The sequence below is a fragment of the Streptomyces sp. NPDC057623 genome, from assembly GCF_042800355.1.
GTDB lineage: Bacteria > Actinomycetota > Actinomycetes > Streptomycetales > Streptomycetaceae > Streptomyces.
This window is the reverse complement of record NZ_JBHVGZ010000076.1, coordinates 22,534-46,603: the sequence shown is the minus strand read 5'-3', so window position 1 is coordinate 46,603 and position 24,070 is coordinate 22,534. Positions and strand designations below refer to the sequence as shown.

Sequence of the window (24,070 nt, the reverse complement as noted above, 5' to 3'; positions counted from 1 at the left end):
CTGCACAACCTCACCCTCGTCAGGTAGCCGAACAGCGCGCACGCCGACCACCCGCGCCCAGGCTGCGCCAAAGATCGTTTACGGGACAGCCCTTAGTTCTCGTACTTGATGGGCGGCCCGAGGCGAACGATGGTCGAGCAGTCCAGCTGCTGCTGATACTGCTGTGAGCCCTGCCGATACCAGAAACGGCAGCCTTTCAGCGCACCCTGGGGCGGACCGGTGACCTTGACCCGGGCGACGTAATAGATGTCGCTGCCGGACTTCGCCTTCACCTTGACCGGGTGGCCAGCGTAGTTCCTGGCCTTGAACAGGTCGGGCATGCCGCCTTTGCCGTCGGTGCGGGCGAACAGGATGTTCCCGTCCGTCTGATTGCCGTTGAGGGCCCGGTACTCGATGACCTTCAGCCCCTTGGGAACCTCGGAGAACTCCGCCTTGGTGATCTCCACGTCCTCAGCGGTCGTATTCCAGGTGAGCGGAAGGCCTGCCCAGTACTCCTCGCCGATCTGGGCATGCTCGTACCCGACGTCCCCAGCCGACTGCATACCGCCGTCGAGCGCGGAGCCCTCGCGGACCCCGCCTGCCGACGAGTCCGCGACTGCCCAGGCGGCACCAGCCAGGGCAACGGCGCAGAGTCCGGCAACGAGAATGATCCGTCGCTTAGAAGGAGTAGAAGACGCCCGGCTTGTCGGAAACAGGCCCATTCTTCCCCCAGATCTCATGCTTTGCGTCCCTGCGGTTTCCCGCCGTGATCTTCTGCTTGTGGTTCTTGTCGTATCCGGTGGTGACACCGAGCGCGACGCCCATGAAATTGACGGCGTTGCCGAACTTGCTCGACTTCTTCCTGGAGAGCTGGAAGTAGGTCCCCGGCTCCACCTTGGCCCTGTGGCTCCTGGGCGAGTTGTGGTAGTGACGCGATCCATCCTTGGAGGCGACGTCCTTGCCGAGCTTGCCGACCGAGCCGCCGGAGGGAACCTTGTAGCGGCCAGCTTCGATCGTGTACCAAGTGGCGCGGACCGTGCCGGAGCAGGTACGCGTGTGCTTGTACTTGTTGTACTCGATCGGCACCTTGTACTGGCGGGCGTAGTACGGGCCCTTGTTGGTATAGCCCGTCGACACGCCCGTCTCATGCGACACCTGCTTGCTGCCGCCGACCTTCCAGTCCCCGTTGCTGTTGACGGCGATGTCGATGCTGCTGTTCATCGTGTCTTCGTAGTCAAAGGACGCCTTTGCGTCCCAGTGCGCGTGTGCTTCACCGACCACCGTGTATTTGATCTTGGACGACTGCTTGTACCGCCACGTGTCGCACGTCCCCGAATCACGGGGCGTGATCTTCTCCCCGCTGATGTCCTTGCCGCCCGCCAGGTAGGGGTTGTAGTTGGCAGCGAGGGTGCTGCGGTCGGACTGCCACACCGGAGTCTTGTCGTCCGTTGCCGTCGGGTCGGCTTCCACCTGAGCGGCGAGGGTCCGCTTCTCCTGTTCCGGCGTGGGATCGTTCGCCGCGGCGTCATCGACCATGTTCGGCACCATCGGCACGCTGTGCCCGTCATCGACGGCCTCCGCCAGGGCGGCGGTCTCCTCGTTGCTCGCAGCGCGCAGGGTCGCGGACTTCGGCGGTACGGCGACCAGGGCGTCGACACCCAGGACGGAAACGCCGGACGAGGTGATACCGGACGTGGTGGCGTTGAGGTTGAGGGCGCCGCGGTTGTCGTCCATGGCTTTCTGCGCAGCCGTCGGCAGGGTCGACTGAAGCGTCAGGGACCAGGTGCCGTCGGCGGCGGTGGTCGCAGTGCCCACCACGGGTTCCTTCGCGCCGGCGGCTTCGTCGCTGCCGGCGACGACGTCGGCAGCGGTGACCGTGACCTGCAGACCGACCGCGGGCTGCCCGTTGCCGAGGGTGAACTTGCCGGTGACGGTGTTCGACGGCTGCGGTGCGGCAGGGTCAGACGGCTCCTGCGCAACTGGGACATCGCCCTCGTCGGTCGGCGGGGCGCCGAAGTAGGGCCGAACGCCGAGGTCCGGGTCGGCCAGGCAGGAAGCGGTGTCGGCCATGACGTCGCCGAGGACGCCGGTCCTCACCTCGTCGTTGATCCCGGTGAAGGGGCCGGTGGTGTACTTGCTGATGCGGCCGGTGGTGTCCGGGTCGTCGGTGAGGCTGAGGGTGTTGATGGCGCCGGGGCCGGGGCTCCACGCCTGCGTGACACCGGTCAAGCCGGTCTTGTCGGTGACGGGGGCGCCGATCGAGGTCGTGATGGCGCCCGGGGATCCCCCGGTCTCCAGGTAGGTCTGGTGGGCGATCGTGCCGTCGGTGCTCAGCGTGTAGATGACCGAGCCGACCATCCACACGTCCTCGGCGTTGAGGATCCCGGTCAGCCTGTTGGAACGCGGCAGTGTGGTGACGAGGCTGATGGTGCCGTCGCCGGTGGCCGGGGCGCTCTGCTCGAACACCTGCACCGTGTTGTCATCGTTGACGACGAAGATCCGCTTGCCGTTCGACCACACCCGCTTGGCGGTGCTCCAGTCGAACTTGTACGTCTTCGCCGCCGTCAGCAGCGAGCCGCCTGTGGCGGTGCTGTCCTTGTAAGCCTTCAGCGGCGCGTCACGATCGCTGCTGGAGATCTCGTAGATCACGCCGTTCGGCGCGGTGAACAGCTTGCTGGTGCCCGGTATCTGGGCGGTGAACTGCGTATCGAAGAAACTCGACTCGCCCGCTCTCGGCCCCCAGTCCATGTACTTGGACAGGGTGCGCTTCTTGGCAGGATTGGTGCTCGCCGGGCTCAGCACGTAGGTGCCGACCGACGAGATGCACGAGTCGTCCGCGGCGTACGCCGTGCTCGGCGCGATGGCCTGCGGGACAAGCGCGGCGGATGCGATAAGAGTGCCCGCGCATACGGCCCAGACGGCGCGCAGCGTGGATCTGCTGATGACATGCGGTGCCATGGTTCCCCCTGATCTGGTGCGTGTCGGCAGGGCGAGCTGGTCGGGCTCACCTGGCCTGGATCAGAACACGCTGGTCAAAGAACGAACCGGAACATCATTTTCCGGATGTGCTCGAGTTCGTTGAACAGCAAAACTCATGATCACCGAGTGAAGCAACGGTGTTGAGCTTCTTCTGAGCTGATCATTCGCCCACTCACGGCACCGACTCCCCGACGGGCCAGACCGCCACCCTGCTAAGCGAAGGGCACCCGGAGGTCTAGGACCGGCGCGATGTCGTCGACGCCGTACGGTCCGTCAACCGGACGGGCTGCCAATGGCGGTCGATCCCCTGCGGCTTCCCGCCCTGGAGTACTGCGCACCGGTGCTTCCGCAAGTGGCACGCCACTGGGGTCACCGCCAGGATCTGCGCGCCGAGCTGTACGAGCAGGTGCGGCTGAGGCAGGGCAAGAACTCGCGGTCGGTCACCGTGGTAGTGAACTCCCAGACAGTCAAGGCCGACGCCACCGTTCCAAAGGCGACGTCGGGCTACAACGCGAGGAAAAGGGCGACCGGGCGCAAGCGCCACCTCGCCGTGGACGTGCGAGGCCTGCCGGCGAGCACGCTCCGGCGATCCGTTTACAGCAATACACAGCCTTGACTGCCCGCCGCCCGTGTGGGGCGGCGGGCCGGGACAGGATCAGGGGGCGGGTTCGTAGGTCACGGTCTCGTGCGGGCAGCCCGAAGCCGCACCCTTCAAGGCGGCCCGTTCTCCCTCATCGACGGCCAGCGCCCACCGAAGCTTGGTGCCGACCCACTCGGCGAGGTACCGGCAGTGCCCGTCGACGGAGGGCGGCAGCCAGTCGGCTGGGTCCTGGTCGGACTTGCTCCGGTTAGAGCGTGCGGTCACGGCGACGAGCGACTGCTCGGCACCCTGGTCGTTGGCATACCGCTCCCGGCGCTGCGGGGTCCAGGATGACGCGCCGCTGTCCCAGGCTTCGGCGAGGGGCACCATGTGGTCGATGTCGAGGCCGGACGCCGACGTCACGACGGTAGCGTCGTAGTACGACCACCAGCTCCCACCGGTAAGGCGGCAGCCGGGCCCGATGGTGGGCGGGTCGACCGCCTCGTGGATGAGGACCTCGGCCCGGGTGTTGCAGCCGTCGGCTGGATCGTCGCCGCCGTTCCAGTGGCGGAACTTGTTCCGGTCGTAGCCGTCGCGGGACTCGGTGGCCACGGGCAGGACGGCGACAGCTTCGGTCAGGGGCAGGGTCTCCGCGGCGTGGGCCGGTGCGGGGACGATGGCGGGCAGGACGCAGAGGGCGGCGGCAGCGAGGCCGCGCTGGACAGCGTTGACCATGTGCCGTTGATAGCCGTACGGAAGAGGCGTGTTCAGCGGTTACGTCCAGGCGCCCCCCATGTGAGTGGAAAGGTCATACAAGAGAAACGAATCGCCGCGCCCCGAAACGGTGGGGTGGTTGTGAACGTCATAGCGGTCGCCGCAGACGAGGTGGCTCCCTCGCCCGTCCGGCTGCGGCTCGACACGCGCTCCTACGAAGGTCAGGGCGATGCATCGGCAGCCGGGACGCCTTCCAAAGGAAGGTGATCGCGGTGGTACTCCGACTCCAACCAGTCCCCCCGCACGAAGACCGGTCGCGACATCCGCACGCCACCGACCTCCTGTGAACGCAGAAGAGCCTGCGACAGATGGATCGTCTTCGAGGACGAGGCCGGTCAGTCGCTGACGCCGCCGCGTGCCAGGTCCTGGGGCCGCAGGGGCTGCACCCCGGTAGTCCGCGTGCGAGGTCGGGGCTCGGGCCGGGTATCGATGGCGGGCATGACCTGTTACAAACCTGGCGAGCGGTCCCGGCTCTTCTACTCCGTCCGCGAGTACACCGGACGCAACGGCTGACGCGACTTCCGCGACCTGCTGATCCGCGCCCGCATCCAGCTCGGCGGCCCGATCGTCCTGGTCTGGGACAACGTCCGCCTCCACCTGACCAAGTCCTTGCGGTCGTTCATCGACGCGAACGCCTCGTGGCTCACCCTGTTCCAGCTGCCTACCTATGCACCGGACCTCAACCCGCAGGAGGGCATCTGGTCGCTGGTCAAGCGTGACATCGGCAACCTCGCCGCAGCTGACCTCGGCGAGGTGACTCGCGCCCTCAAGCGCCGACTCAAGCAACTCCAGTACCGGACGGAGACGATCGACGGCTGCCTCGTGGGCACCGGCCTGTCCCTGACCGCGCAATCGTCAGAAGCTGCCGAAGAAGCGGTGCCACCAGGTGGGGCGCTGAACATGCCAGGGCAGCTGGCTCGGCCCGGCGTAGTCGCACTCCAGTAGCTCCTCGGGAACGATCGCGTACCCGAGGTTAGCCAACGTCCCCTCGACCTTGTCCAGATCCCCAGCGTCCAACTCGCCCTCGGCTTGTGCTTCCCCGGTGCCCAGGAAGGCGCCGGGGTTGTCGGCGCAGACCAGCGCCAGGGAGCCAAACTTGCTCACACAGACAACGATCCGGATTCCGCACACAGTCGCATCAGCTGGCACGGTGATCCGCCCGTACTCACTGGAGTCCTGCGTGTCCCGTTCGCTGACGCATGGCGCGGCGAAGTCGTCCTCAAGTCGCGCCACGAGGACGTTGAACAGCGCGCCGATCTCACCACGGTCGTAGTCCCGGGGCCGCTCCAGCCACTTGGGATCATCGAGCTCGCGCAACAAGGCCACCGTTTCTTTGTGCTCCGTCACGCGCAGATCTTGGCGGATCAGCAGCAGACCTCGCCAGCCCGACATCACTCATTCAAGTTAGTAGTGCTCTGTCTGGAAAGGTTCACCGGCTTGGTTGGCACGTCTAGCGTGCTCCCATGAACGATCACGGTGTTGCTCACGGTTTCACGTCGGTGGACACGCAGCCCCGGCCCGCTGAGTGGGTTCAGGTCCTGGACCGGCTGAGTGCGGAGCCGTTCTACGCCGCTTACAAACAGCGGTTGCAAGAGTTCCTGCGTGCGGAACCCGGCGGGCTGCTCCTTGAGGTCGGAGCGGGTACCGGGGACGCCGCCGTGGCCCTGCACTCGCGCAGTGGGGCCGAGGTCGTCGCGGTCGACAGCTCCTTAACGATGATCGCGCAGGCACGGGACCGAGGACTTCCACGCGCCGCTGTCGCGGACGGGCACCGGCTGCCGTTCGCAGCGGGTCAGTTCGACGGCGCCTGGGCTGACCGAGTCCTGCAGCACATCGTCGAACCGACCCGGGTGCTGGACGAGTTGCTGCGGGTGGTCCGCCCCGGCGGCCTGATCGCTTTGGCAGACCCGGACTACGACACCCAGGTACTCGACATTGACGACCAGGAGCTCGCCCGACGGGTACTGCGCTTCAGGGCCGACGCGGGCCTGCGTAACGGCTCACTGGCCCACCGGCACGCCGGATTGCTCGCAGCCCGCGGCATCCACGACATCACGGTAGAAGCCCGGACTCTGGTCGCGCGCGACCCGTCAGCGGCCGACAACGTCATGGGCCTGCGCACCTGGGCGCACACAGCCGCAGCCCGCGGTTACCTCGACCCCGTGGACGCGGACCGATTCGTGGCCCAGTTCGACGATGCCGTGCGCGCAGGCCGCTTTACCTACGCCGTCACGTTCTTCCTCACTGCGGGCACGCTGCCCTTGTCAGGCTGATAGCCAGCGGGTGAGGGCGGCATGCGGCGCATCAGGCCGCGGTGGCGAGGGGGCGTCCGCCCCAGCGGATGCCTTTTTCACTTCGGGCGCGGGCGCGTTCTTTGCGTTCGGCGGCTAGGACGTCGCGGTGGCGGGCGTTGGCGTTGCGCGAGCGCAGGTAGGCGTGCAGGGCTCGGGTCTGCACGGTGTCGGAGCAGTATTTCGGGGCCCGGCCCGGAACGGGACCATCCCCGCGGGCGCGGGGAGCAGGAGCCGAGCAGGGCGACGGCGAGCGCGGTGCGGGGACCATCCCCGCGGGCGCGGGGAGCAGGGAGTGGACCCGGCTGTCTGCCGGGTGTTCGGGGGACCATCCCCGCGGGCGCGGGGAGCAGGCGCGATCGGATCCTCGTCCGTCAGGCCGGCCGGGACCATCCCCGCGGGCGCGGGGAGCAGAGCGTGAACGTCCTTGCCCGGCTCCGCGCCCTGGGACCATCCCCGCGGGCGCGGGGAGCAGATCCGGGCGATGGAGTCGAGACCTTCGAGCGCGGGACCATCCCCGCGGGCGCGGGGAGCAGAGGGAGCGGCGAGTTAGGGAAGAAGCCCCTGGGGACCATCCCCGCGGGCGCGGGGAGCAGCAGTCCATCGCGCCCTCGACGTCGCGGTCGAAGGGACCATCCCCGCGGGCGCGGGGAGCAGGCGGCGCGGTGTCGATGTCGACGGCGATCGCCGGGACCATCCCCGCGGGCGCGGGGAGCAGTGGCTGGCGCCGGATGGGCGGGACTGGTCGTCGGGACCATCCCCGCGGGCGCGGGGAGCAGGCGTCATCTGCCAGGCCCCGTTCCCCGGCAAGGGGACCATCCCCGCGGGCGCGGGGAGCAGCCAACACCCTCCAAGGCGCCTGGAAGAAGTGGGGGACCATCCCCGCGGGCGCGGGGAGCAGAGTCGCTCGATCTGTTCGGCTCGTGCGGGATCGGGACCATCCCCGCGGGCGCGGGGAGCAGTTGGCAAGGGATTGATCAGGGCGGGACCCACGGGGACCATCCCCGCGGGCGCGGGGAGCAGTTCCCTACGCGGTCACCGAGCGGCAGCAAATCGGGACCATCCCCGCGGGCGCGGGGAGCAGACCCAGAAGCCGACCTGCCTGCCGGCGAAGTAGGGACCATCCCCGCGGGCGCGGGGAGCAGTGGTCGACGACCTGGCCGACGGCGTCGGCGAGGGGACCATCCCCGCGGGCGCGGGGAGCAGCCCTTCTGATTCTGATCTTGAACGGAGGCGTCAGGACCATCCCCGCGGGCGCGGGGAGCAGATTGCTGCGCAGCAAGCAAGAATGAGGGAAGTGGGACCATCCCCGCGGGCGCGGGGAGCAGTTGAGAGTGCGGGTGAAACGCACCAGCGCATCGGGACCATCCCCGCGGGCGCGGGGAGCAGCTGTCATGGCAAGTCGGAGCGGGAAGCGCGCTGGGACCATCCCCGCGGGCGCGGGGAGCAGTGATGATCCCGAGGATCCCGAGCACCAGCGCCCTCGGCGACCAGGACCGGGGCCTCCAAGACCAGGACGGGACCATCCCCGCGGGCGCGGGGAGCAGGTCGAGGGCATCGTCACCGGCGACGGCCGCGAGGGACCATCCCCGCGGGCGCGGGGAGCAGATCTTTCGGGGTTCCGGAGGGTTCGGAACACGGGGACCATCCCCGCGGGCGCGGGGAGCAGAGAGGGGGGTCAGGGGGACGGCGTCCAGGTCTGGGACCATCCCCGCGGGCGCGGGGAGCAGGAGACGACAGTGAGCCCCCAACGCGGCCAGGCGGGACCATCCCCGCGGGCGCGGGGAGCAGAGCGCGCTGTTGGCCGCCCGTGAGTCGCCGAGGGGACCATCCCCGCGGGCGCGGGGAGCAGTAGATCCAAGTTCAGCACGATCGCATCAGGTGGGACCATCCCCGCGGGCGCGGGGAGCAGTGCTCGACCACCTGGACCTTCTCATCGACTTCGGGACCATCCCCGCGGGCGCGGGGAGCAGTCCGGGTACGAGAGTTCCAGCGCGGGGTCCTGGGGACCATCCCCGCGGGCGCGGGGAGCAGATCTGCTTGGCGGCGGCGATGCCGCGCTGGTCGGGACCATCCCCGCGGGCGCGGGGAGCAGCAACGCCGCATCCGCGAGTCGATCGAGGTCAGGGGACCATCCCCGCGGGCGCGGGGAGCAGCCGACGATCGCGCCCTGGCGCTCCTCCTCGTAGGGACCATCCCCGCGGGCGCGGGGAGCAGAGGCCGCAATCGACGGTGCAGTACCCGATTCGGGGACCATCCCCGCGGGCGCGGGGAGCAGTCGGCCGATCGGGGGCACGCGCGACCTTTGTCGGGACCATCCCCGCGGGCGCGGGGAGCAGCACGTCGACCGCAGCCTCGTCGAGCCGGTGCCGGGACCATCCCCGCGGGCGCGGGGAGCAGATCAACTCCGTGGCCGACCAGGTCGACGCGGTGGGACCATCCCCGCGGGCGCGGGGAGCAGACTGGATGACCTGCAGCTTTACTGCCGCTGGAGTCGGTTCCAGAGGACTTTCTCGAATTCTGGCAAATCGCATATATAGAACTTATTGCACATCAGCCTCTCCCGAAGCGTCGACGCTTGGAAGCCCTGCTCCAGCCGGACGGCGGTGCGTTGGGCGAAGTTGTGCCGGGAGTAGGTGCGTTCGGGGTGGGACGGTGGATCAAGGTGATGCCCTCGTGGTCGGTCGGGCGCCAGGCGTGGTCGTACGTGCGGAAAGTGAAGCCCTGTTCGTTGTTCGTGGTGTGAGCCAGCAATGCGCGGCCCTGGCCTGCGTACTGCTGGACTTCTTCCCAGAGCACGTCGCGGATCCGGGCTGAGGGGTTGCCCACGAACACGCCTGCGGCGATCTCCAGCAGCCAGCGTGTGAGGAAGCCGCGTAGTCCAGCAGGGCAGTTGGTGAGGACGATGACGGTCACCAGAGCGTGTCCTCGTAGTCGTCGGGCCCGTCGTAGTTGACGCCGGAAGCGACCTGGTGGCCGCCATCGCTCTGGAGCGTCATCACGTCCCGGTCGATGGAATCGGTTGCTTCCGACAGAACCAGGCGTTTGATGTCGTCGACGCAGCGGTTCAGCAAGGACCTTTCATTGATGCGGTCCCGTAGTGCTCGACGTGTGCGGGAGCCGACGTCTTCCCCGTCCTGCGCGGCCACGTCAAAGGCGAGCGGGATGCCGATCTCCGTCTTGTAGAGGTCGGCGACGTCCAGGACGAAGGACAGTTCGTGACCGGAGTGGACGAAGCCGAGGGCCGGGCTGCATCCCAGTGAGGCGACGACGGCATGGGCGATGCCGTACATGCACTGGGCGGCGGCGGTGATGGCCTGGTTGACGGCGTCACCGCTGGTGAAGTCGCCGGGAACGTAGCGACGGCCTCGCCAAGGGACGCCCGTGCGGGCGGCCTCGGCGCGGTAGCAGTCCTTGACGCGTCTTCCCTCGCGGCCGAGGAGTTCGTGCCGGGTGAGGCCGGCAGGGTCCTCGTCCGGGAAGCGCAGCCGGTACATCTCCCGTGCTACGGCAAGGCGGCTGCGTGGGTTGGCCCATTGCCGGGCCTGGGCCTCCATGAGGGCGGAGGAACGGCTGAGGGCGCGGCCGGACGCGTAGTAGCGCACGCCGTGTTCGCCGACCCAGCAGACGGCCGCGCCTGTCTCTCCCAGCACGCTCATGGCCTGGTGGGTGACGCGTGTTCCGGGGCCAAGGAGGAGGGTCCCGATGGTCGCCGACGGGATGTGGGTGGTGCCTTCCGCGTCCTGGGCCGTGATGGCGTTGGCGTCGCGGTGCACCGTGCAGCGTTCCAGGTAGATGAAGGAGAGGCGCTCGCCGGTGCGGGTGAGTTGTCTCGGGGTGAGCGCCGAGCGCCGGGAGACCGTGCTCATTGCGTGTGCTGGGTGAGCTGGGCAATGGGTGCCAGGGTGAGGAGGCCGCAGCCGTACGCCCTGGCCCGGCCGATGCCCTGGGTGAGGGTGCGGCGCAGGGCTGCCGGATCGGTGACCTCCAGGCGTCCGTCGAAGGTGACGGTGACGAGAGTGACCTGCTTACCTCGGCGGCTGCCATCCGGGCCGCGGTTTTTGTCGAAGGAGAGGGAGCGCATGTCGCCGACGGACAGCTCGTACCGATCCCCGGGGTGAGGTCGGCCCTGGTGGGTGGTGCCGTGGGGTAGAAGCCGTCGGTCGTCGGGCTTTTCGAGGACGCGGAAGCCGCCGCGCTTCTGGCGTTCCTCATCAAGCAGCCAGCCCATTTGGTGGATCGGCGTGAGGTGGGCGGTGATCTTGCGGGGCTCGCCGTCCTTGCGGCGGATGGTGTGCACGGGGTTCGCGGTCAGCCTGAAGGACCAGCGGTCGCCAATGGCCAGGTGGTCGAGGAATGGTGCGTAGGGCCTGGTCTGCCAGCCAGGTTTCTGCGGATCGGCGGTCGCTGCGGCGGGCCATCCAGCTTGTTCGACCAGGTGGGTGAGGTCGGGCCGGTCGGGGCTGACGACGTAGAGCAACACCTCGGCCCGGGCCTGCTGGTCCAGGCGCCACAGTACCCGCGGCGCGTCGGAGGCTGTGGCGTCAGAGGGCAGCAGGTGCGGGAACGAGGACATCACGGCCGCGTGCATGGCCTGCGGCGAGGAGAGGAGGCGCCGGGCGCCGGGCCGCGCTGTGTTGACGCGGAAGCGGGAGAGGAACATCAGGCGCTCTCATCCTCCGGGACTTCGGGCACGGCCTCGAACGGATCGTGCTGGAGGGCCCCGATCTTTGGGTTGGGCGGCAAGGGCACGTGGGCGGTGACTACGGTGCGCAGGGCATGGCGGCGGTGGGCGGCAGAGAAGCTGAGCGGCTGGTCACGCAGGACGTCCGTGGCTCCCGTCTCGTCGGCCGCCTTCTCCCGGAGGACGGTCAGTCTGTCCGGGGCCTGGCCACGGTGGCGTCTGCGGTACCAGCCGGATGCCTGCCAGGGAAGGTTCTCCAGTACGTCTTCCAGGCAGGTGCTCTCGTGCAGGCCGAGTTCGACGCGCTCGGCGGGCGGGCAGGAGCGGCGGCCGAGGAACGGCGGATATACCGGGGCCTGCAGAGCGGCGTACAGCTCGGCGAGCAGGGTGCGGTCGCCCTCGACGGCGGCGACGAAGACGGCGTCTGCGAGGTAGAACCGCTCCGACAGCGGCATGGACTTGCCGGTGATGCCGTGGTGGGCGGTATGGAAATCGCGAATGCGGGTGCCTGGTTGGTCGATGCGGACGCCGAACCGCAATGTGGCCAAGGCAGCGAGGCGTGCGTCCTCGCCGCGCTCGATACCGGCCGCGGCGGCGAGCAGGCCGATGACACCGCTCTTGGTGGGGGCGGACTCGGTGGTACGGCGAGTGAAACGGGAGGAGGCTCCCCAGGACTGCAGAGGGCCTGCCAGGCGGAGGGCGAGCACGCTCGTAGGGCTGCTGGTGCGGCTGCTCATGCGGGCTTGTCCAGACGTTCCCCCACGGCCTGGCCGATAGCGGTGACGAGGTCATGCAGGGTGTCGGACTCGGCGCCGAGGCCGGCGAGCTTCTGCGTGCTCGGGCCGACGCGCAGCACCCAGGTGAGGGTGGTCTCCTTGTCGCCGTAGGCGCGTTCGATGTCCGGCACGTATGCGGCGAGCCGGTCGGACGCCTCTCGCAGATGGCCGCCCCTGTCGCTGCGGACCGGGTCTTCGAAGGCTGCGACCAAGCTGACCGGCCGGGTGGTACGGAGCTTGACCACGACGGCATCCGGGTGGGTGTGGTGGCCAAACGTGTTGATCTTCCCGGTGGGCAGCGAGGCGACGAAGCCGTACACGAACGCCTCGACGGCACGGCGTACGGGCTCGGCACGCGGTTCGTCCTCGCGCAGTCCCTCACCGAGATTGGCGGCGAGCTGATGCACGCCGAGCGCCGCGTAGCGGTACAGGGTGGCGGAATTGAAGTCGACGGTACCGATCATGCCGGCACCGGTCTCCTCCTCGGTGTTCTCGTCATCGACGGCGGTGTAGTAGTCGGACTCGTTCTCCACGCGGTGAACGCTGATGGCGTGGGCGACCTGCACCGCTGCGTCGACGTTGATGTCGGCGGCGTCGGCGACCATGCGGCCGAAAAGGGCGATGTCCACGGAATGGCGGGTATCCGCAATCTCGCGGGCGCGCTCCTTGTTCTTCTTGTCTTTCAGGAAAGCTGTGATGTCGTCGGCTCCGTCGAGGGCGAGGCGAGCCAGACCGTCGAGCTGGCGGGCGCTGAGGAAGACCAGGTACTTGGTCTCGGGGGCGGGCGAAGGCGCGCCGTCCTTGGCCTGGTCGGACTTCCTCTTGGGAACCTCGGTCTTCAGACCGGTGGCTTTGACCGTCTCATCGGCGAGCCGCAGCGCGTCCTCAGCCGTGAGAGACGGGTCGAGTCCCGTGATCCGCTCGGCGAGCAGCTCGACAACCTTCTTGGTACGCACGCCAAGTTCGCTGGGATCCAGCAGGTTCTCGTCACGGAAGTAGGTACGGATGGCCCGCTTCCACGCCTGGCTGGAGACGCGGGCGCGCGGCACTCCGCCATAGACGGCAGTCTTCGGTGCACCGGTGTCGTCCCGGTTGAGGTTGCTGGGCGGAACAGTCTGCAAGGCGTGCACATCCAGGAAAATTCGGTTCACGAGGCGTCCTTGTCGTCCTTGTCGTTCTCGTCAGCGTTCGTAGTGGCGGGAGGGGTCATGGTGCTCTCGCCGGTGGGTCCGGGCTGCTGCCAGCTGTGGAAGGAGCGGCCCCATTCCCGGCGGACGGCGCCGGAGCCGTCAGGCCACTGCCAGGCGTAGAGCTGTCCGGCGAGCAGGCCGTAATCGAGGGGGATGTCCGCGCTGCGCAGCAGGACGACAATGTCGCGCAGTCTCTGCGCCAGGGTGGCCAGGTCCGGCGCGGTGCCGACGCGCACCAGGCGCTTACGGATGGGCTCGTCGATCCCGCTCGGCGGCATCAGACGCCGCACGGCCGCGCCCAGACCCATCGGCCGCTTACGCGTATGCGAGCGGTGCATCCGCGCACCGCGGGACTGCTGATGGAGTGCCCAGAGAGTGAGGGCCGTGTACAGGGCATCCTCGGCCCGGCTCAGCTCCTGCTCACTCAGTGGCCGGAGGCCGTCGGCGCCAATGTGGAGGTGGCCGGTGTCGACCAGATTCCACAGGTCGGGCATCTCGGCAGCGTCCCGGCCCGCGCCCCGGCGCAGGCGGGCCAGCGCGGCGACAGCCTTGGAGCTGTCGCCGAGGTAACCCTCCTGCCACGGCATGATCCGTGCGGCCGCGAGTTCGGCGACCCGCGAGCGGGCTGTGGGCAGGGCCGAGACAGTAGTCATACGTGCACCTCCGTGTCGGACACGACGGCTGGATCAAGCGTGACGGCCTCGGTGTGGCCGGGTTCCGGCCGACCGGACGACCATCGTGAGCGCGGATCTCCGTCAGTGCGTTGGCCGTTGGCATCTTCGCCGTTGGCATCGCAATCGTCGGGATCTCCCAGCACCCTGGCCAAGCGGGCACGGAACCAGCGGTCAGCTAGGCCCGCGTCCAGCACCCAGGTGCCCTTCCTGCCAGTGATGGTCCTGCCTTGCCAGGCTGCATCGCCCGCAGCGTCAACGAGACGGCCTCCGAGCCGGCCGACCAGTCGGCGCACATCGTGCTTCCAGACGCTCCGCTGCTCGAACGGGTCATCGGCCTCGGCCAGAGCGGACAGCCAGCCCCGGTACGGCTCTTCCAGCATGTCGAACCCGATTTGCCGAGCCGTTGCGCGGGGCCCCTCCTGATCCCTTCCAGCCGCGTGGGCCAGGTCCGCGGCAAGGTCTCCGACGGCTTGCACCGCCAGGTCGGCTTCCTCGGCGGCGCCGATGGCTTGGCGGGCGTATGTGCGGTCTTGTCGATGGAGCAGCACCACGGGCATCGCCAGGTGATCGTCAACGATGTCGTCGACCACGGACTGCTGCGTCCCGTACGCGGCACCGATCACACGGGCCCGGACAAGGGAATTGCGCGGCAGCTGGCCCTCGGTGACCAGCCGGGCGATCCATTCGAGGACTCCCGGACGCAGGTACCTGGCCGCGTCCGTTCCCTGCGAGGCCTCCGGCCGGTCGGCGACGAGGGAGGCGATGCCGCGCCAGGCCGAGCGGGCCGGGTCATGCTCACGGGGCAGGTACACCGGTGCCTGCCGCAGTTTCTTCTCCTGGGCCGTGCTGCGCCGCCACGCCGTCATCGGCTCGCGGCGGTGCATGTTCCGGGACACGAGCGGGTCCCCGTAGCCGAGGACGACACCGTGGATACCGTCTGCGTCATGGTGCAGACGCAGTCGGCGCGACTGCCAGGTGTAGAGGTCGCGCGGACCGGTCGCCGAGCGCCCTGAGCCGCCCGGACCAGACGGCTCGCGCCGCCAGGCCGGCCGGTCGTCCGCAGCGATCTCCAACTCCTCGGTGTCGGCCGCCACCAGGTTGAGCAGCAGGGTCTCGCGCAGTGTGTCGCCTTCGGCGAACACGCCGCCCAGTCCGCCGGCCCAACCGGTACCGAGTGGATAGACCTTGCCGCCCTTGACCCGGTCATCGCCGACCGCGCCGGACTTGATACCGGAGGTGTCGTAGGCGTGCGCGTGGACCACCCAGCGAGCGGCCTCGGCAAGGGTCAGCCGCTCCACAACGGGCATCCGGGTGGTGAAGAAAGGCTCCCCATTGGGCACGTCGGCCACGATCCGGTTGAGGGGAAAGACCTCGTCCTTGGCCGTGCGTAGCCCGGCGCTCTGGAAGAACGGCACCTCGGGATGGAGGAGATCGAAGCGTCCGCGGTGGGCGTCCAGGTATTCCTGTACGGGCGCGAGGCATTCGGGATCGCTCCACAGGTCTGCCCAGTCCTCGATGTCACCAGGGCCATCGAGGGCGTCGTGCGTGACGGCCAGCAGGAGGCGTAACAGGGCGAATTCCTGGGTGGCCAGGTCCCCTACGATGCGGCGCACGCTGTCCGCCTGGGCGAACACCTGCCGCAGCGATAACTCGTCCTGCGAGCCGTCGCACCTGAGCACTCCGATCCACGGCCTTTCGGTCAGGTCGAACGACGGGAGCGGGCTCTTGCCCGTCTCGGGCAGTTCAATCACGGTTACGGGTCACCTCCAGACCGTCGAGGCGGCTGTAGTGGAGTGAAAAGCCTGCCAGATGGGTCTGACAGTCCTCATCGAGCGTGAGAATCAGCTGGTCGGAGAGCCATGGGCTGTCCTTGCCCTGCCAGGCGGGCAGGTACAGCTGCTCCAGTTCCTCGATGGCCTGGTCCATGGTCTGGGCGTAGGAGAACTGCAGGGGCAGCCGCAGCCCGCAACTCGCCGCCGCACGGGCCGCGAACGGTGTCGGCGTCTGCTCCTGCGGCAACTCCAGGCCCCCGCGCCGCCTGCCGTTCCGGTCCGCTTCCAGCCACGGCAGGGTGCCGAGACTCCCGTCGTCGCGCCTCTGTACGACAACGACCTCAAGGCTTTCGCGGCTGTCCCTGACCTGCGCGCGCCCCGTCCGGCTGTCGTCGGCGTCTCCCACGCCTGCCGCCACCCAGCCGAACAGCGGCCTTCCTGGCCGGCCGACATCACCGAGGCGGAACACGGCTGCACGCTCGGCCTGATCCGCCCGGTGTTCGTCGAACTGCACACGGGCCTCAGCCAGCGCACCTGCCCAGTGCTCCGGCCCAACCGTCCCCTGCCCGTAGGCTTCCTGCACGAGCACGCTGATGTCCGAGGGCAGCCGCACCGGGCACTCCGGCCCGCCCTCCAGGTGGGACAGCAGCACCGCGGCCGACCGCAGCAGCGAGTACCGCCCATACACGGCCACCGAGCCTCGCACCGGTTCGGGCACATCTGCCGCCCGGGCGCCCCAATCGGCTCCGGTGAGCAGGCAGCGGGCTGTTCGCAGCCGCTCGGGCCGCTCGCTCTGGCCCTCCCCGCGCCGGTGGCGGTGCAGCCGGCCCATGCGCTGCAGGAGCAGGTCCACCGGACACAGATCGCTCACCAGCAGGTCGAAGTCCACGTCCAGGGACTGCTCCACCACCTGGCTGGCCACCACGATGTGCCGCCCTTCGGGCCGCACAGTCGCCTCCCCCGGCGGCCCGAAGCGCCGGAGCAGATCACGGTCCTTCGCCGCCCGGTCGATGTCAACGAAACACGAGTGCGCGACCGTGACAACGTCGTCCCCGAACCTGCCCCGCAGCACACGGGCGGTCTCCAGCACCCTCCTGACCGTGTTGCGCACCACCAGAACGCATCCGCCACCCACGAGCTCGCTCTCCAGCCGGTCGGCAAGGACGTCGAGATCGTCGGCGACCTGCTCGACCTCGACGTCCGTGGCCCGGCCCGACGCCGGTGGACAGCGCACCACCGGAGCACCGCCCGGAGTCACAGCGGTAAGCAGCGGATATACGCTCGCGTCCGCGCCCTCCTCGACGGCGGGCTCGGCATGGCCACCCCCCGCATACGCCTGAAGGAGTTCGCGCCGGCGCGCGGCCGGCAGCGTCGCCGACAACACGACCACCGGAACCCGGTAGGCCCCCAGCCACGACAGCACCCGGTCGAGATACACACTCATGTAGGTGTCGTAGGCGTGCGCCTCGTCAATGACGACCACCTTGCCGACGACGGCAAGGTGACGAAGCGCCAGGTGCCTGCTCTTCAGCCCCATGAACAGCAACTGATCGATGGTGCCTGCCACGAACGAGGCCAGCATGGCCTTCTTACGGCCACGTAGCCAGGCATGCGCCACGAGTTCGGCATTCGCACGACGACGTTCGTCCGGCTGCTGTCGGGACGAGGTCACCGCTTCATCCACATCAACGGCGGCGACCCGCCCTGCGCGCGACATCAAGCCAGCGAAATCCCCATTGAGGGCTGCCTTGGAGTGGGCCAGATGCACCGAACGGCGTGAACCCGCCACACCGGGCAGCCGGTCCAGCCAGCCGAGCAGGCGGGGGAACATGGCGTTGCCGGTGGCCATGGTGGGCAGGGCGAAGAACACCCCGCCCGCTCCCGAGCGCGCGGCGAAGATCTCAGCCACGGCGAGCGCCGCCTCCGTCTTGCCCTCACCCATCGGCGCCTCAACGATCATCAGACCGGGCGTCTCCATCTCCCGGGCAAGTTCCACGGCCGCTTCCTGGACAGGGCGCACTTTGGCCCCCACGGGGAGCCCGAACCGGGACACAAACAACTCCTGCGCGCTTCCGGCAGGCTCTTCGGCCCGCCAGGGATCCGGCAAATCCAGTCCCCGCCAGGCTGCGGCAAGTCGTTCCTCATCGCTGCGGGATGCCCCGTCGGGAAGATACGGGAAGAGGTCCGGATTGCTGGCGACCCAGTCAGAAACAATGACCAGCGCGGTGAGCAGTACTTGCACCGGCTGTGGCAGCCTCACCGTCCGCCACTGCCCGAGTCGTTCCTCCACACCGAAATGATCGGCACAGGCGTCGAGCAACTCGGCCTGCACCTCCCGCCAGACACGACCGCTCGGGCCGGATGTGCGTAGCAACTCCTCGTGCTCGTAGAGGGCCTTGATCTGCCCGTGCTGGGGCGGCACGCCATGATGTCCGCCCACAGCAACCGTGAACTGCCCGGTCCGAGCAGGCGCCCACCCGTGCCGCTCCTGCAGCCACTCCCCGAGCAGTACCTGCCCGGCCAGACCATGCGGCGCGATCCGACGATCCGGCCCCATCGCCCTGGCCGAGCGCATCTCCAAACCCTGGTCGCGCATCCTGTCGGCAAGCTGATCGACCTGGCACGCGAACGCGGGAGTAGCTTTGCCGATGTCATGCACGCCGGCGAGCCATACGACGAGGGCCCGTGCGTCCGACTCCCCCTGCGGCAACGCCTCGGCTACCAGCCTCCGCACCCCTATGGGCAGCCACTGGTCCCACAACAGGCCGGCCACCGCGGCGCTGTCCTCTATGTGCCGCCACAACGGCATCCAGCCCTCGGTGTCACGATCATGCTTGGCCCACACCGACCGCGCCGCTTCCCCAAGCCGACGCAACATGCCGGAACAGGCACTTCCCCCACTGCTCATGAAGGATTGATACAGGGAGACCACGGCACCGCACACCCAAATCCGTGAACAGCAGGATCCGCGAGAGAACAGCACACCTAAGGGCCTAAGCTGATCAGCTCACTGCCTAGGCCGCGTAGCCAGGAAGCACCCATGAGACCAGATAGCGCTTTGTGTCTTATTTGTCAATAACTTCGAAAGTCTACGAAAGCACGTCTCCGCAGCGATAGACCCGCAGGTCATCCAGACTGCTCCCCGCACCCGCGGGGATGGTCCGCCACCACCATGCGCGTCGCCGAGGACCTCGCCTGCTCCCCGCACCCGCGGGGATGGTCCCCGAGCCGGGCGCGGACACGGTGTCGACGTCCGCTGCTCCCCGCACCCGCGGGGATGGTCCCAAAAAAGCGGGGCGCCCCGGAACTCCTACATCCTGCTCCCCGCACCCGCGGGGATGGTCCCACGTACGTCGTCGTCCCGGCCACCGGAGGACCCTGCTCCCCGCACCCGCGGGGATGGTCCCGATGCTCGTTTCATCGCTTCCCGCCGGTTACTCTGCTCCCCGCACCCGCGGGGATGGTCCCGACTTCCAGCCGTACTCCTACACGGACAGCGTCTGCTCCCCGCACCCGCGGGGATGGTCCCAAGGAGCTGACGTCGGAGGAGAAGGTCCTGGCCTGCTCCCCGCACCCGCGGGGATGGTCCCTTGTGGTCTGTCGCGTTGTAGGTGATGTCGACCTGCTCCCCGCACCCGCGGGGATGGTCCCCGCCGGCGCGCACGGTCTGGTTCCCGGCAATGCTGCTCCCCGCACCCGCGGGGATGGTCCCTCGCGCTTCGGGTGCGTGGGTCCGTCGACGTCCTGCTCCCCGCACCCGCGGGGATGGTCCCGTCGTCGACCACGTCAAGGCGTACGCCGACGGCTGCTCCCCGCACTCGCGGGGATGGTCCCGACAGCGGGCCGCCCCGAAGCGACCGGGGCGGCTGCTCCCCGCACCCGCGGGGATGGTCCCGGCGGCGTCTCCTTCTTGCGTCCCGTGCGGGTCTGCTCCCCGCACCCGCGGGGATGGTCCCATCGACGGGATCTGGAACGCCGGCGTGAGGAACTGCTCCCCGCACCCGCGGGGATGGTCCCGCCGCGGATCCGGTTCAACGCGCACCGCTGCCCTGCTCCCCGCACCCGCGGGGATGGTCCCAGGCGCATCGCGCCAGCCGCCAAAAGCATGGCCTGCTCCCCGCACCCGCGGGGATGGTCCCGTGGCGGCAATCATCTGCATCTGCGCTTCCGGCTGCTCCCCGCACCCGCGGGGATGGTCCCCAGTCCGACAGCCGGTCGCTGATGCCGATGAACTGCTCCCCGCGCCCGCGGGGATGGTCCCACCTCGTCGATGAACCCCAGATCCAGCGGCGACTGCTCCCCGCACCGCGGGGACGGTCCGTCGATCGCCCGCTGAAGGCCATGATCAAGCACGCCCCCCGCATCCGTGGGGATGGTTCCGCGACGGTGGCCGCGTTCGTCGCCGCGGTCGACTGCTCCCCCACCCGCGGGGATGGTCCCTCACCGTACCGCGAGCCCTCTCCTCGAGAGCGGAGGGAACCGGTGGTGGAGGACCTGGCGCGCAAACAGCCTGGCGTCTGCTCCGCTACGTCGCCGAGCAGACATTCTTGCTCCTGCACCACTTCAAGCGCCTGGCCGTCCGATGGGAAAGACGCCTCGACCTGCACGATGCCCTCGCCTCAAGAAGGCCCGCCCATGATCGTGTTACGAGCTCTTGGCCAGGACTTCCAGCGCCCGCCACGGCTCGTCCGCCGGCACGGTGCCGTCCTGCACCATCCGATCGATCACTGCCCGAATCACGGCCGCCGTCTCCACCGGCACGCCCCGCGCCCCGAACACCGTCTCCAGGGGCGCTGTCCCCGATCGGGTGGCCTCCCCGGAGGCCGCGTCGAACCAGCCGTCGGCCAGCTCACCTACGTGCCGCTCGAACACGGCGAGGATCACCCCGAGCGCCGTTGCACTGTTGCCGATCTTGTACGCGGCCCGGGATGTCTCCAGCGCATCGAGCACCGGCTCGTACTGCTCCAGCCCGGCCACCCACCGCTGATCGGCCGTCGCGGTCGCCCGGGCCGCGTCGAAGGCGGCCTCTGCCCGCTCCAGCTCGTCGGGCAGGAACATGAACTGCACGCTGGCGAAGTCGAGATTCGCCTCACCCAGCGAGGCGACATCCACCTTCTCCAGCAGGTCCAGCGTCTTGTCGTCGAGGCCGGTGTACTGGCGCCACTCCACGTTCTCCAGTTCGTCGTACAGCTCCTTGAGGATTGCCGGATCGTCCTGGCCCGCGATCGCATTGTGGGAGAGCTGAAGCGCGATCTGCCGCTGGCGGGGAAGCGGCTCATCGATCTGCATCCACCAGATCTGTGACAGGCCGGCCTCGATCGCCGCGAGCGTACGGTGATTGCCCGACAGCACCACCAGCTGCCCCGTCTCGGTATCGTTCCACACCAACGGCGTCGACGTTAGGCAGCCGTCGCGCTCTATGTTCGCCACGAGCTGCCGGAACTGCTCGTGCGGCAGGAACCGCGCGTTCACATCCAGCAGCGTCAGCGTGCGCGGATCACCCTGCACCATCTGCGGCGGGGTGAGGAGGTTGGTGTCCTCCACGGTCAGACTCCCGTCTTCGTCGTCGGGGCGCCCCACCGCTTCACCCACATGTCCAGGGCTTCGGCCAGCGTGTGCTGGCCCATGGCCCCCTGGTACTGGAGCTGAAACTTCCAGCCGTCCTCATTCGACAGGCTGCGCTTGTTCAACCGCAGCAGCCCGCGGTACTTCATCGACACCGGGTTGTTGCTAAACGCCGTCGTCGCCACACGCCGGATCCGCCGCGAGAACGCCCGCTGACACAGCAACTGCGCCTCCGCGCTCGTTGCCGCCAGCACGATCAGCTTCGACAACCGCGGATAGTCGGTCGGGGCGACAGCGAAGTCCGAGAGCACATACGCCTCGTCCGGCGTGTACGTGCTGGGCGCCATAGCGAACACACCGAGCAGCCGCCCACCGCCGTCCCGGACCGCGACCGCCAGGTTCGCCGCACCCGGCGCGATCCTCGGATTGAGGTACCGGGAGCGCAGGGCATTGAACTGGCCCGGCTTCAGCAGCGACAGCGTGAGCGGGCCCACCAGTTCCTCGCCCTCACGCAGACGAGGAGCGTGCACCGGCTCGATCGGCTGGCGCGGGGCGACGATCCGGGTCCGTGCCTGGCTGGCGTACACGTAGAAGGGAGCGGCGCGCGGCGTCGCCTTGATCACGCCGCGCAGGTACTCGTGCAGCTCAGGCACGTCCTGGTTCGAGGCCGTCAACCAGTGCGGCCGGTCCGTGATCGCGCCAAGCACATCCACCACGTCCGCGTCCGACAGCAGCTTGTACGCAGGCGCGTCCCAGGTGAAATGGGCTTCCAGCGGCTCGTACAACTTCTCGTAGCCGCCTGTGTTATGCATGGCGTAGCCCTCGCCAATGTACGTCCGGGACGACGTGGATATCGATTGGATCTCCTGCTTCCCGATCGGCTCCACCGCCACGACACGTACCCGGCTCGGTCCTGAGTTGACTCGTACTGACAGGCGAGTGATATCCAGGCCCCGCAAGTTGGCAGTCAGTCTGTCTGTCCGGAAGGTTCCCAGCGCCCTCAACGCTTCACCGAAGCCACCGGCAACCTGGATGCCCAGCACTCCGTTCGGGCGTCGGCTGACGGAGGTGGCGAACCCGCGTGCACCCAGTTGGTCAAGTACACGGTCGGTAATCGACCCTGCCTTCTGGGCAATCGTGAGCTTCGGTGCGCTGCCCAGAGTGATCGAGCCCTCACCGTCGAACATGCCTGCCATCCAACCGGCGTCGTAAGTCCGTTCCGGTTCCCAGGTGTTCAGCAAACGCAGCACATAGGGCGCCTCGTGCATGAGCCGGTCCGCCCGTACCCAGGCGCGACGGCCCCCACCCGCATGACGGTACTTATCGGCCAGCCAGGGGTGGTCGGCCGTACACACCACAGAGTCGCCATTCTCAAGGTGGACTCTGACGCACTCCTTCACTCCCGGTTCGGACCGGGTGATCGTGGCGAATCGCCAGCGGCGGCACCGGGCCCCTTCTGCCGGGTGTTCGTCGAAAGCGAGGATCTCGTCCCCAACGGCCAGTTCTCCCGACTGCACCCAGCGCAGATCGGAGGTCAGGATCCGCTCGTGGGGGGCCAGGCAGTAGAAGGGAGGGAAGGAGCAGACCGGGGCGTCGCGTGGGACCTTCTTCAGCCAGGAGCGCACGTCCTCCACTTCATACGAGGCGAGTTCGACCCCGGAGCCTGACAGCCGCTCGACGGTCTCGGCGTGCTTGGCCTTCCACTGTTCCCGGTAGGAGCGCACCACTCGCTCGTGCCAGAGCCCTTCGCGGCCGACGCTCGCGAGAAACCGCGTGCCGAGCATCAGCGTTGCGACGGTGCCGACACCGTCGTCCAAGGAGTCCGTGAGCCAGTTGAGTTCGTCTTGGCTTTCGTCACGGATCTGGATGCCGACCGGCTGTCTGGTGAGCCACCGGCCGACGGCGCTGGTGTAGATGGACACGTCGGAGGAGTACAGGGCGAAGCCCATGCCGGCCAGGGACCGTTCGATGGTGAAGTTCCCGCAGCACGGGACGTACACCGGGCCGCGCGGCCAGTGGCCGGCGGTCTCGCGCACGATCGAGCGCATGGGGGCCGGGATGGTGCCCTGGAACATCTTCGCCTCCTGACGAACGACAGCGCCCGGCTTCGGCGGGATGCCGGGCCGGGCGCTGCGCTGGAACCTTACACAAGGAGCATGCAGCTCCTTGGAATCATGTCACCTATCTTTCGGGCATGGTTTCGACACTTACATCAAGGTGCCCTGCTGGTCCATGGGAGACAGTTCCCTCACCTCGTCGCCCGTGACTTCCTTCCACCAGGCGGCGAACATGCGCCGGTGGCACCACAGGCCCGGCTTGGCGAGGTCCTCGAAGCAGAGCAGCACCAGGCGGTGGTCGCGCTCGGCCTCCGTGATCTGCCGCAGCCGCGCCGCTATGCGCTCGGGTCCGAGCTGGTCGAGGTCAGCACGGTACGCCGTGGTGAATGCGGGCTCGGGCTCGGAGAGGTAGTCGCGACGTGGCGCGAGCTCCCGCACCGAGTGGGTGAGGGAGTAGGGGAGCTTGAAGCGGGGAGCGCCCAGGGTGATGCGTACCGGCACTCCCTGTGGCGGCTTGAACTCCTGGTAGCGGTTGGTGAAGAGAGTCAGCAAGCGGCCTTTCCTTTCGCGCTGCGCCGACGGCCCGCCGTCGGCGCGTGGTGCTGGCTTTGGCGTTGCGGAGCCTGCGCTCGGACCACGCGGCCCGAGCGGCGCCGGGGTTTTCGGGGGAGCTCCCTTCCCCCCCCCCCCCCCCCCCCCCCCCCCCCCCTCCCCCCGGCTCCCCCCCCCCCCCCCCTTCCCCCCCCCCC

17 protein-coding genes, 2 pseudogenes and 3 CRISPR repeat arrays are annotated in these 24,070 nt (G+C 68.6%); of the genes and pseudogenes, 3 read left to right on the top strand and 16 right to left on the bottom strand.

Annotated features, from left to right (window positions below; translation table 11 throughout):
- Positions 1-92 precede the first annotated feature (92 nt).
- Together ACFU95_RS42940 and ACFU95_RS42935 are read right to left on the bottom strand one after the other, a co-directional pair.
- Positions 93-542 (bottom strand): hypothetical protein, encoded by a 450-nt coding sequence (locus ACFU95_RS42940; protein ID WP_383840560.1) that lies wholly within the window; start codon positions 540-542, stop codon positions 93-95.
- Between the two features lie 115 nt (positions 543-657).
- On the bottom strand, positions 658-2,937 hold the full coding sequence (locus ACFU95_RS42935; RefSeq protein WP_383840558.1) for a hypothetical protein: 2,280 nt from the start codon (positions 2,935-2,937) through the stop codon (positions 658-660).
- Between the two features lie 320 nt (positions 2,938-3,257).
- Here ACFU95_RS42935 and ACFU95_RS42930 point away from each other — a divergent pair.
- Positions 3,258-3,374: pseudogene (locus tag ACFU95_RS42930) on the top strand (hypothetical protein); the annotation flags it as partial.
- Positions 3,375-3,613: 239 nt separating this feature from the next.
- Here ACFU95_RS42930 and ACFU95_RS42925 read toward each other — a convergent pair.
- On the bottom strand, positions 3,614-4,273 hold the full coding sequence (locus tag ACFU95_RS42925; protein ID WP_383840555.1) for an HNH endonuclease family protein: 660 nt from the start codon (positions 4,271-4,273) through the stop codon (positions 3,614-3,616).
- A 567-nt stretch (positions 4,274-4,840) separates the two neighbouring features.
- Here ACFU95_RS42925 and ACFU95_RS42920 point away from each other — a divergent pair.
- Positions 4,841-5,257 carry a transposase gene (locus tag ACFU95_RS42920; protein WP_383840563.1) on the top strand — a complete coding sequence of 139 codons (417 nt, stop codon included), beginning with the start codon at positions 4,841-4,843 and terminating at the stop codon, positions 5,255-5,257.
- Here ACFU95_RS42920 and ACFU95_RS42915 read toward each other — a convergent pair.
- Positions 5,168-5,704 (bottom strand): hypothetical protein, encoded by a 537-nt coding sequence (locus tag ACFU95_RS42915; RefSeq protein ID WP_383840552.1) that lies wholly within the window; start codon positions 5,702-5,704, stop codon positions 5,168-5,170. The genes ACFU95_RS42920 and ACFU95_RS42915 overlap by 90 nt on opposite strands.
- 71 nt (positions 5,705-5,775) lie before the next feature.
- On the opposite strand from ACFU95_RS42915, the gene ACFU95_RS42910 reads away from it, so the two are divergent.
- Positions 5,776-6,585 (top strand): methyltransferase domain-containing protein, encoded by an 810-nt coding sequence (locus tag ACFU95_RS42910; protein WP_383840549.1) that lies wholly within the window; start codon positions 5,776-5,778, stop codon positions 6,583-6,585.
- A gap of 31 nt (positions 6,586-6,616) precedes the next feature.
- On the opposite strand, the pseudogene ACFU95_RS42905 reads toward ACFU95_RS42910, so the two are convergent.
- From ACFU95_RS42905 to ACFU95_RS42850, 12 genes and pseudogenes are all read right to left on the bottom strand, one after another.
- Positions 6,617-6,784: pseudogene (locus tag ACFU95_RS42905) on the bottom strand (IS630 family transposase); the annotation flags it as partial.
- Between the two features lie 21 nt (positions 6,785-6,805).
- Positions 6,806-8,053: a CRISPR direct-repeat array (repeat unit 29 nt; unit sequence GGGACCATCCCCGCGGGCGCGGGGAGCAG).
- A 68-nt stretch (positions 8,054-8,121) separates the two neighbouring features.
- A CRISPR array of direct repeats spans positions 8,122-9,064; the repeat unit is 29 nt; unit sequence GGGACCATCCCCGCGGGCGCGGGGAGCAG.
- Between the two features lie 92 nt (positions 9,065-9,156).
- A complete protein-coding gene (gene cas2e / locus ACFU95_RS42900) occupies positions 9,157-9,519 on the bottom strand; it encodes a type I-E CRISPR-associated endoribonuclease Cas2e (RefSeq protein WP_383840546.1) in 363 nt (120 codons plus the stop codon).
- Positions 9,516-10,472, bottom strand: a complete 957-nt coding sequence (gene cas1e / locus ACFU95_RS42895) for a type I-E CRISPR-associated endonuclease Cas1e (protein ID WP_383840543.1) — start codon at positions 10,470-10,472, stop codon at positions 9,516-9,518. The genes cas2e and cas1e overlap by 4 nt, the downstream gene beginning before the upstream one ends.
- The gene (cas6e, locus tag ACFU95_RS42890; RefSeq protein ID WP_383840540.1) at positions 10,469-11,266 is read right to left on the bottom strand and encodes a type I-E CRISPR-associated protein Cas6/Cse3/CasE; all 798 of its coding nucleotides are present in this window, start codon (positions 11,264-11,266) and stop codon (positions 10,469-10,471) included. Before cas6e ends, cas1e begins: the two co-directional genes overlap by 4 nt.
- The gene (cas5e, locus tag ACFU95_RS42885; protein WP_383840537.1) at positions 11,266-12,024 is read right to left on the bottom strand and encodes a type I-E CRISPR-associated protein Cas5/CasD; all 759 of its coding nucleotides are present in this window, start codon (positions 12,022-12,024) and stop codon (positions 11,266-11,268) included. The genes cas6e and cas5e overlap by 1 nt, the downstream gene beginning before the upstream one ends.
- Positions 12,021-13,214, bottom strand: a complete 1,194-nt coding sequence (cas7e, locus tag ACFU95_RS42880) for a type I-E CRISPR-associated protein Cas7/Cse4/CasC (protein WP_383840534.1) — start codon at positions 13,212-13,214, stop codon at positions 12,021-12,023. The genes cas5e and cas7e overlap by 4 nt, the downstream gene beginning before the upstream one ends.
- A complete protein-coding gene (gene casB, locus ACFU95_RS42875; protein ID WP_383840531.1) occupies positions 13,211-13,906 on the bottom strand; it encodes a type I-E CRISPR-associated protein Cse2/CasB in 696 nt (231 codons plus the stop codon). The genes cas7e and casB overlap by 4 nt, the downstream gene beginning before the upstream one ends.
- Positions 13,903-15,678 carry a type I-E CRISPR-associated protein Cse1/CasA gene (casA, locus tag ACFU95_RS42870; protein WP_383840528.1) on the bottom strand — a complete coding sequence of 592 codons (1,776 nt, stop codon included), beginning with the start codon at positions 15,676-15,678 and terminating at the stop codon, positions 13,903-13,905. The genes casB and casA overlap by 4 nt, the downstream gene beginning before the upstream one ends.
- Positions 15,671-18,607, bottom strand: coding sequence for a CRISPR-associated helicase Cas3' (cas3, locus tag ACFU95_RS42865; RefSeq protein WP_383840525.1), 2,937 nt, complete (start codon positions 18,605-18,607; stop codon positions 15,671-15,673). The genes casA and cas3 overlap by 8 nt, the downstream gene beginning before the upstream one ends.
- A gap of 227 nt (positions 18,608-18,834) precedes the next feature.
- A CRISPR array of direct repeats spans positions 18,835-20,140; the repeat unit is 29 nt; unit sequence CTGCTCCCCGCACCCGCGGGGATGGTCCC.
- A 203-nt stretch (positions 20,141-20,343) separates the two neighbouring features.
- Positions 20,344-21,243, bottom strand: a complete 900-nt coding sequence (locus tag ACFU95_RS42860) for a ParB N-terminal domain-containing protein (protein WP_383840522.1) — start codon at positions 21,241-21,243, stop codon at positions 20,344-20,346.
- Between the two features lie 2 nt (positions 21,244-21,245).
- Positions 21,246-23,339: a Hint domain-containing protein gene (locus tag ACFU95_RS42855; protein WP_383840519.1), complete on the bottom strand. Its 2,094-nt coding sequence runs from the start codon at positions 23,337-23,339 to the stop codon at positions 21,246-21,248.
- 132 nt (positions 23,340-23,471) lie between these two features.
- Entirely contained in the window at positions 23,472-23,873 is a 402-nt protein-coding gene (locus ACFU95_RS42850; RefSeq protein ID WP_383840516.1) for a hypothetical protein, read from the bottom strand.
- Positions 23,874-24,070: the final 197 nt, after the last annotated feature.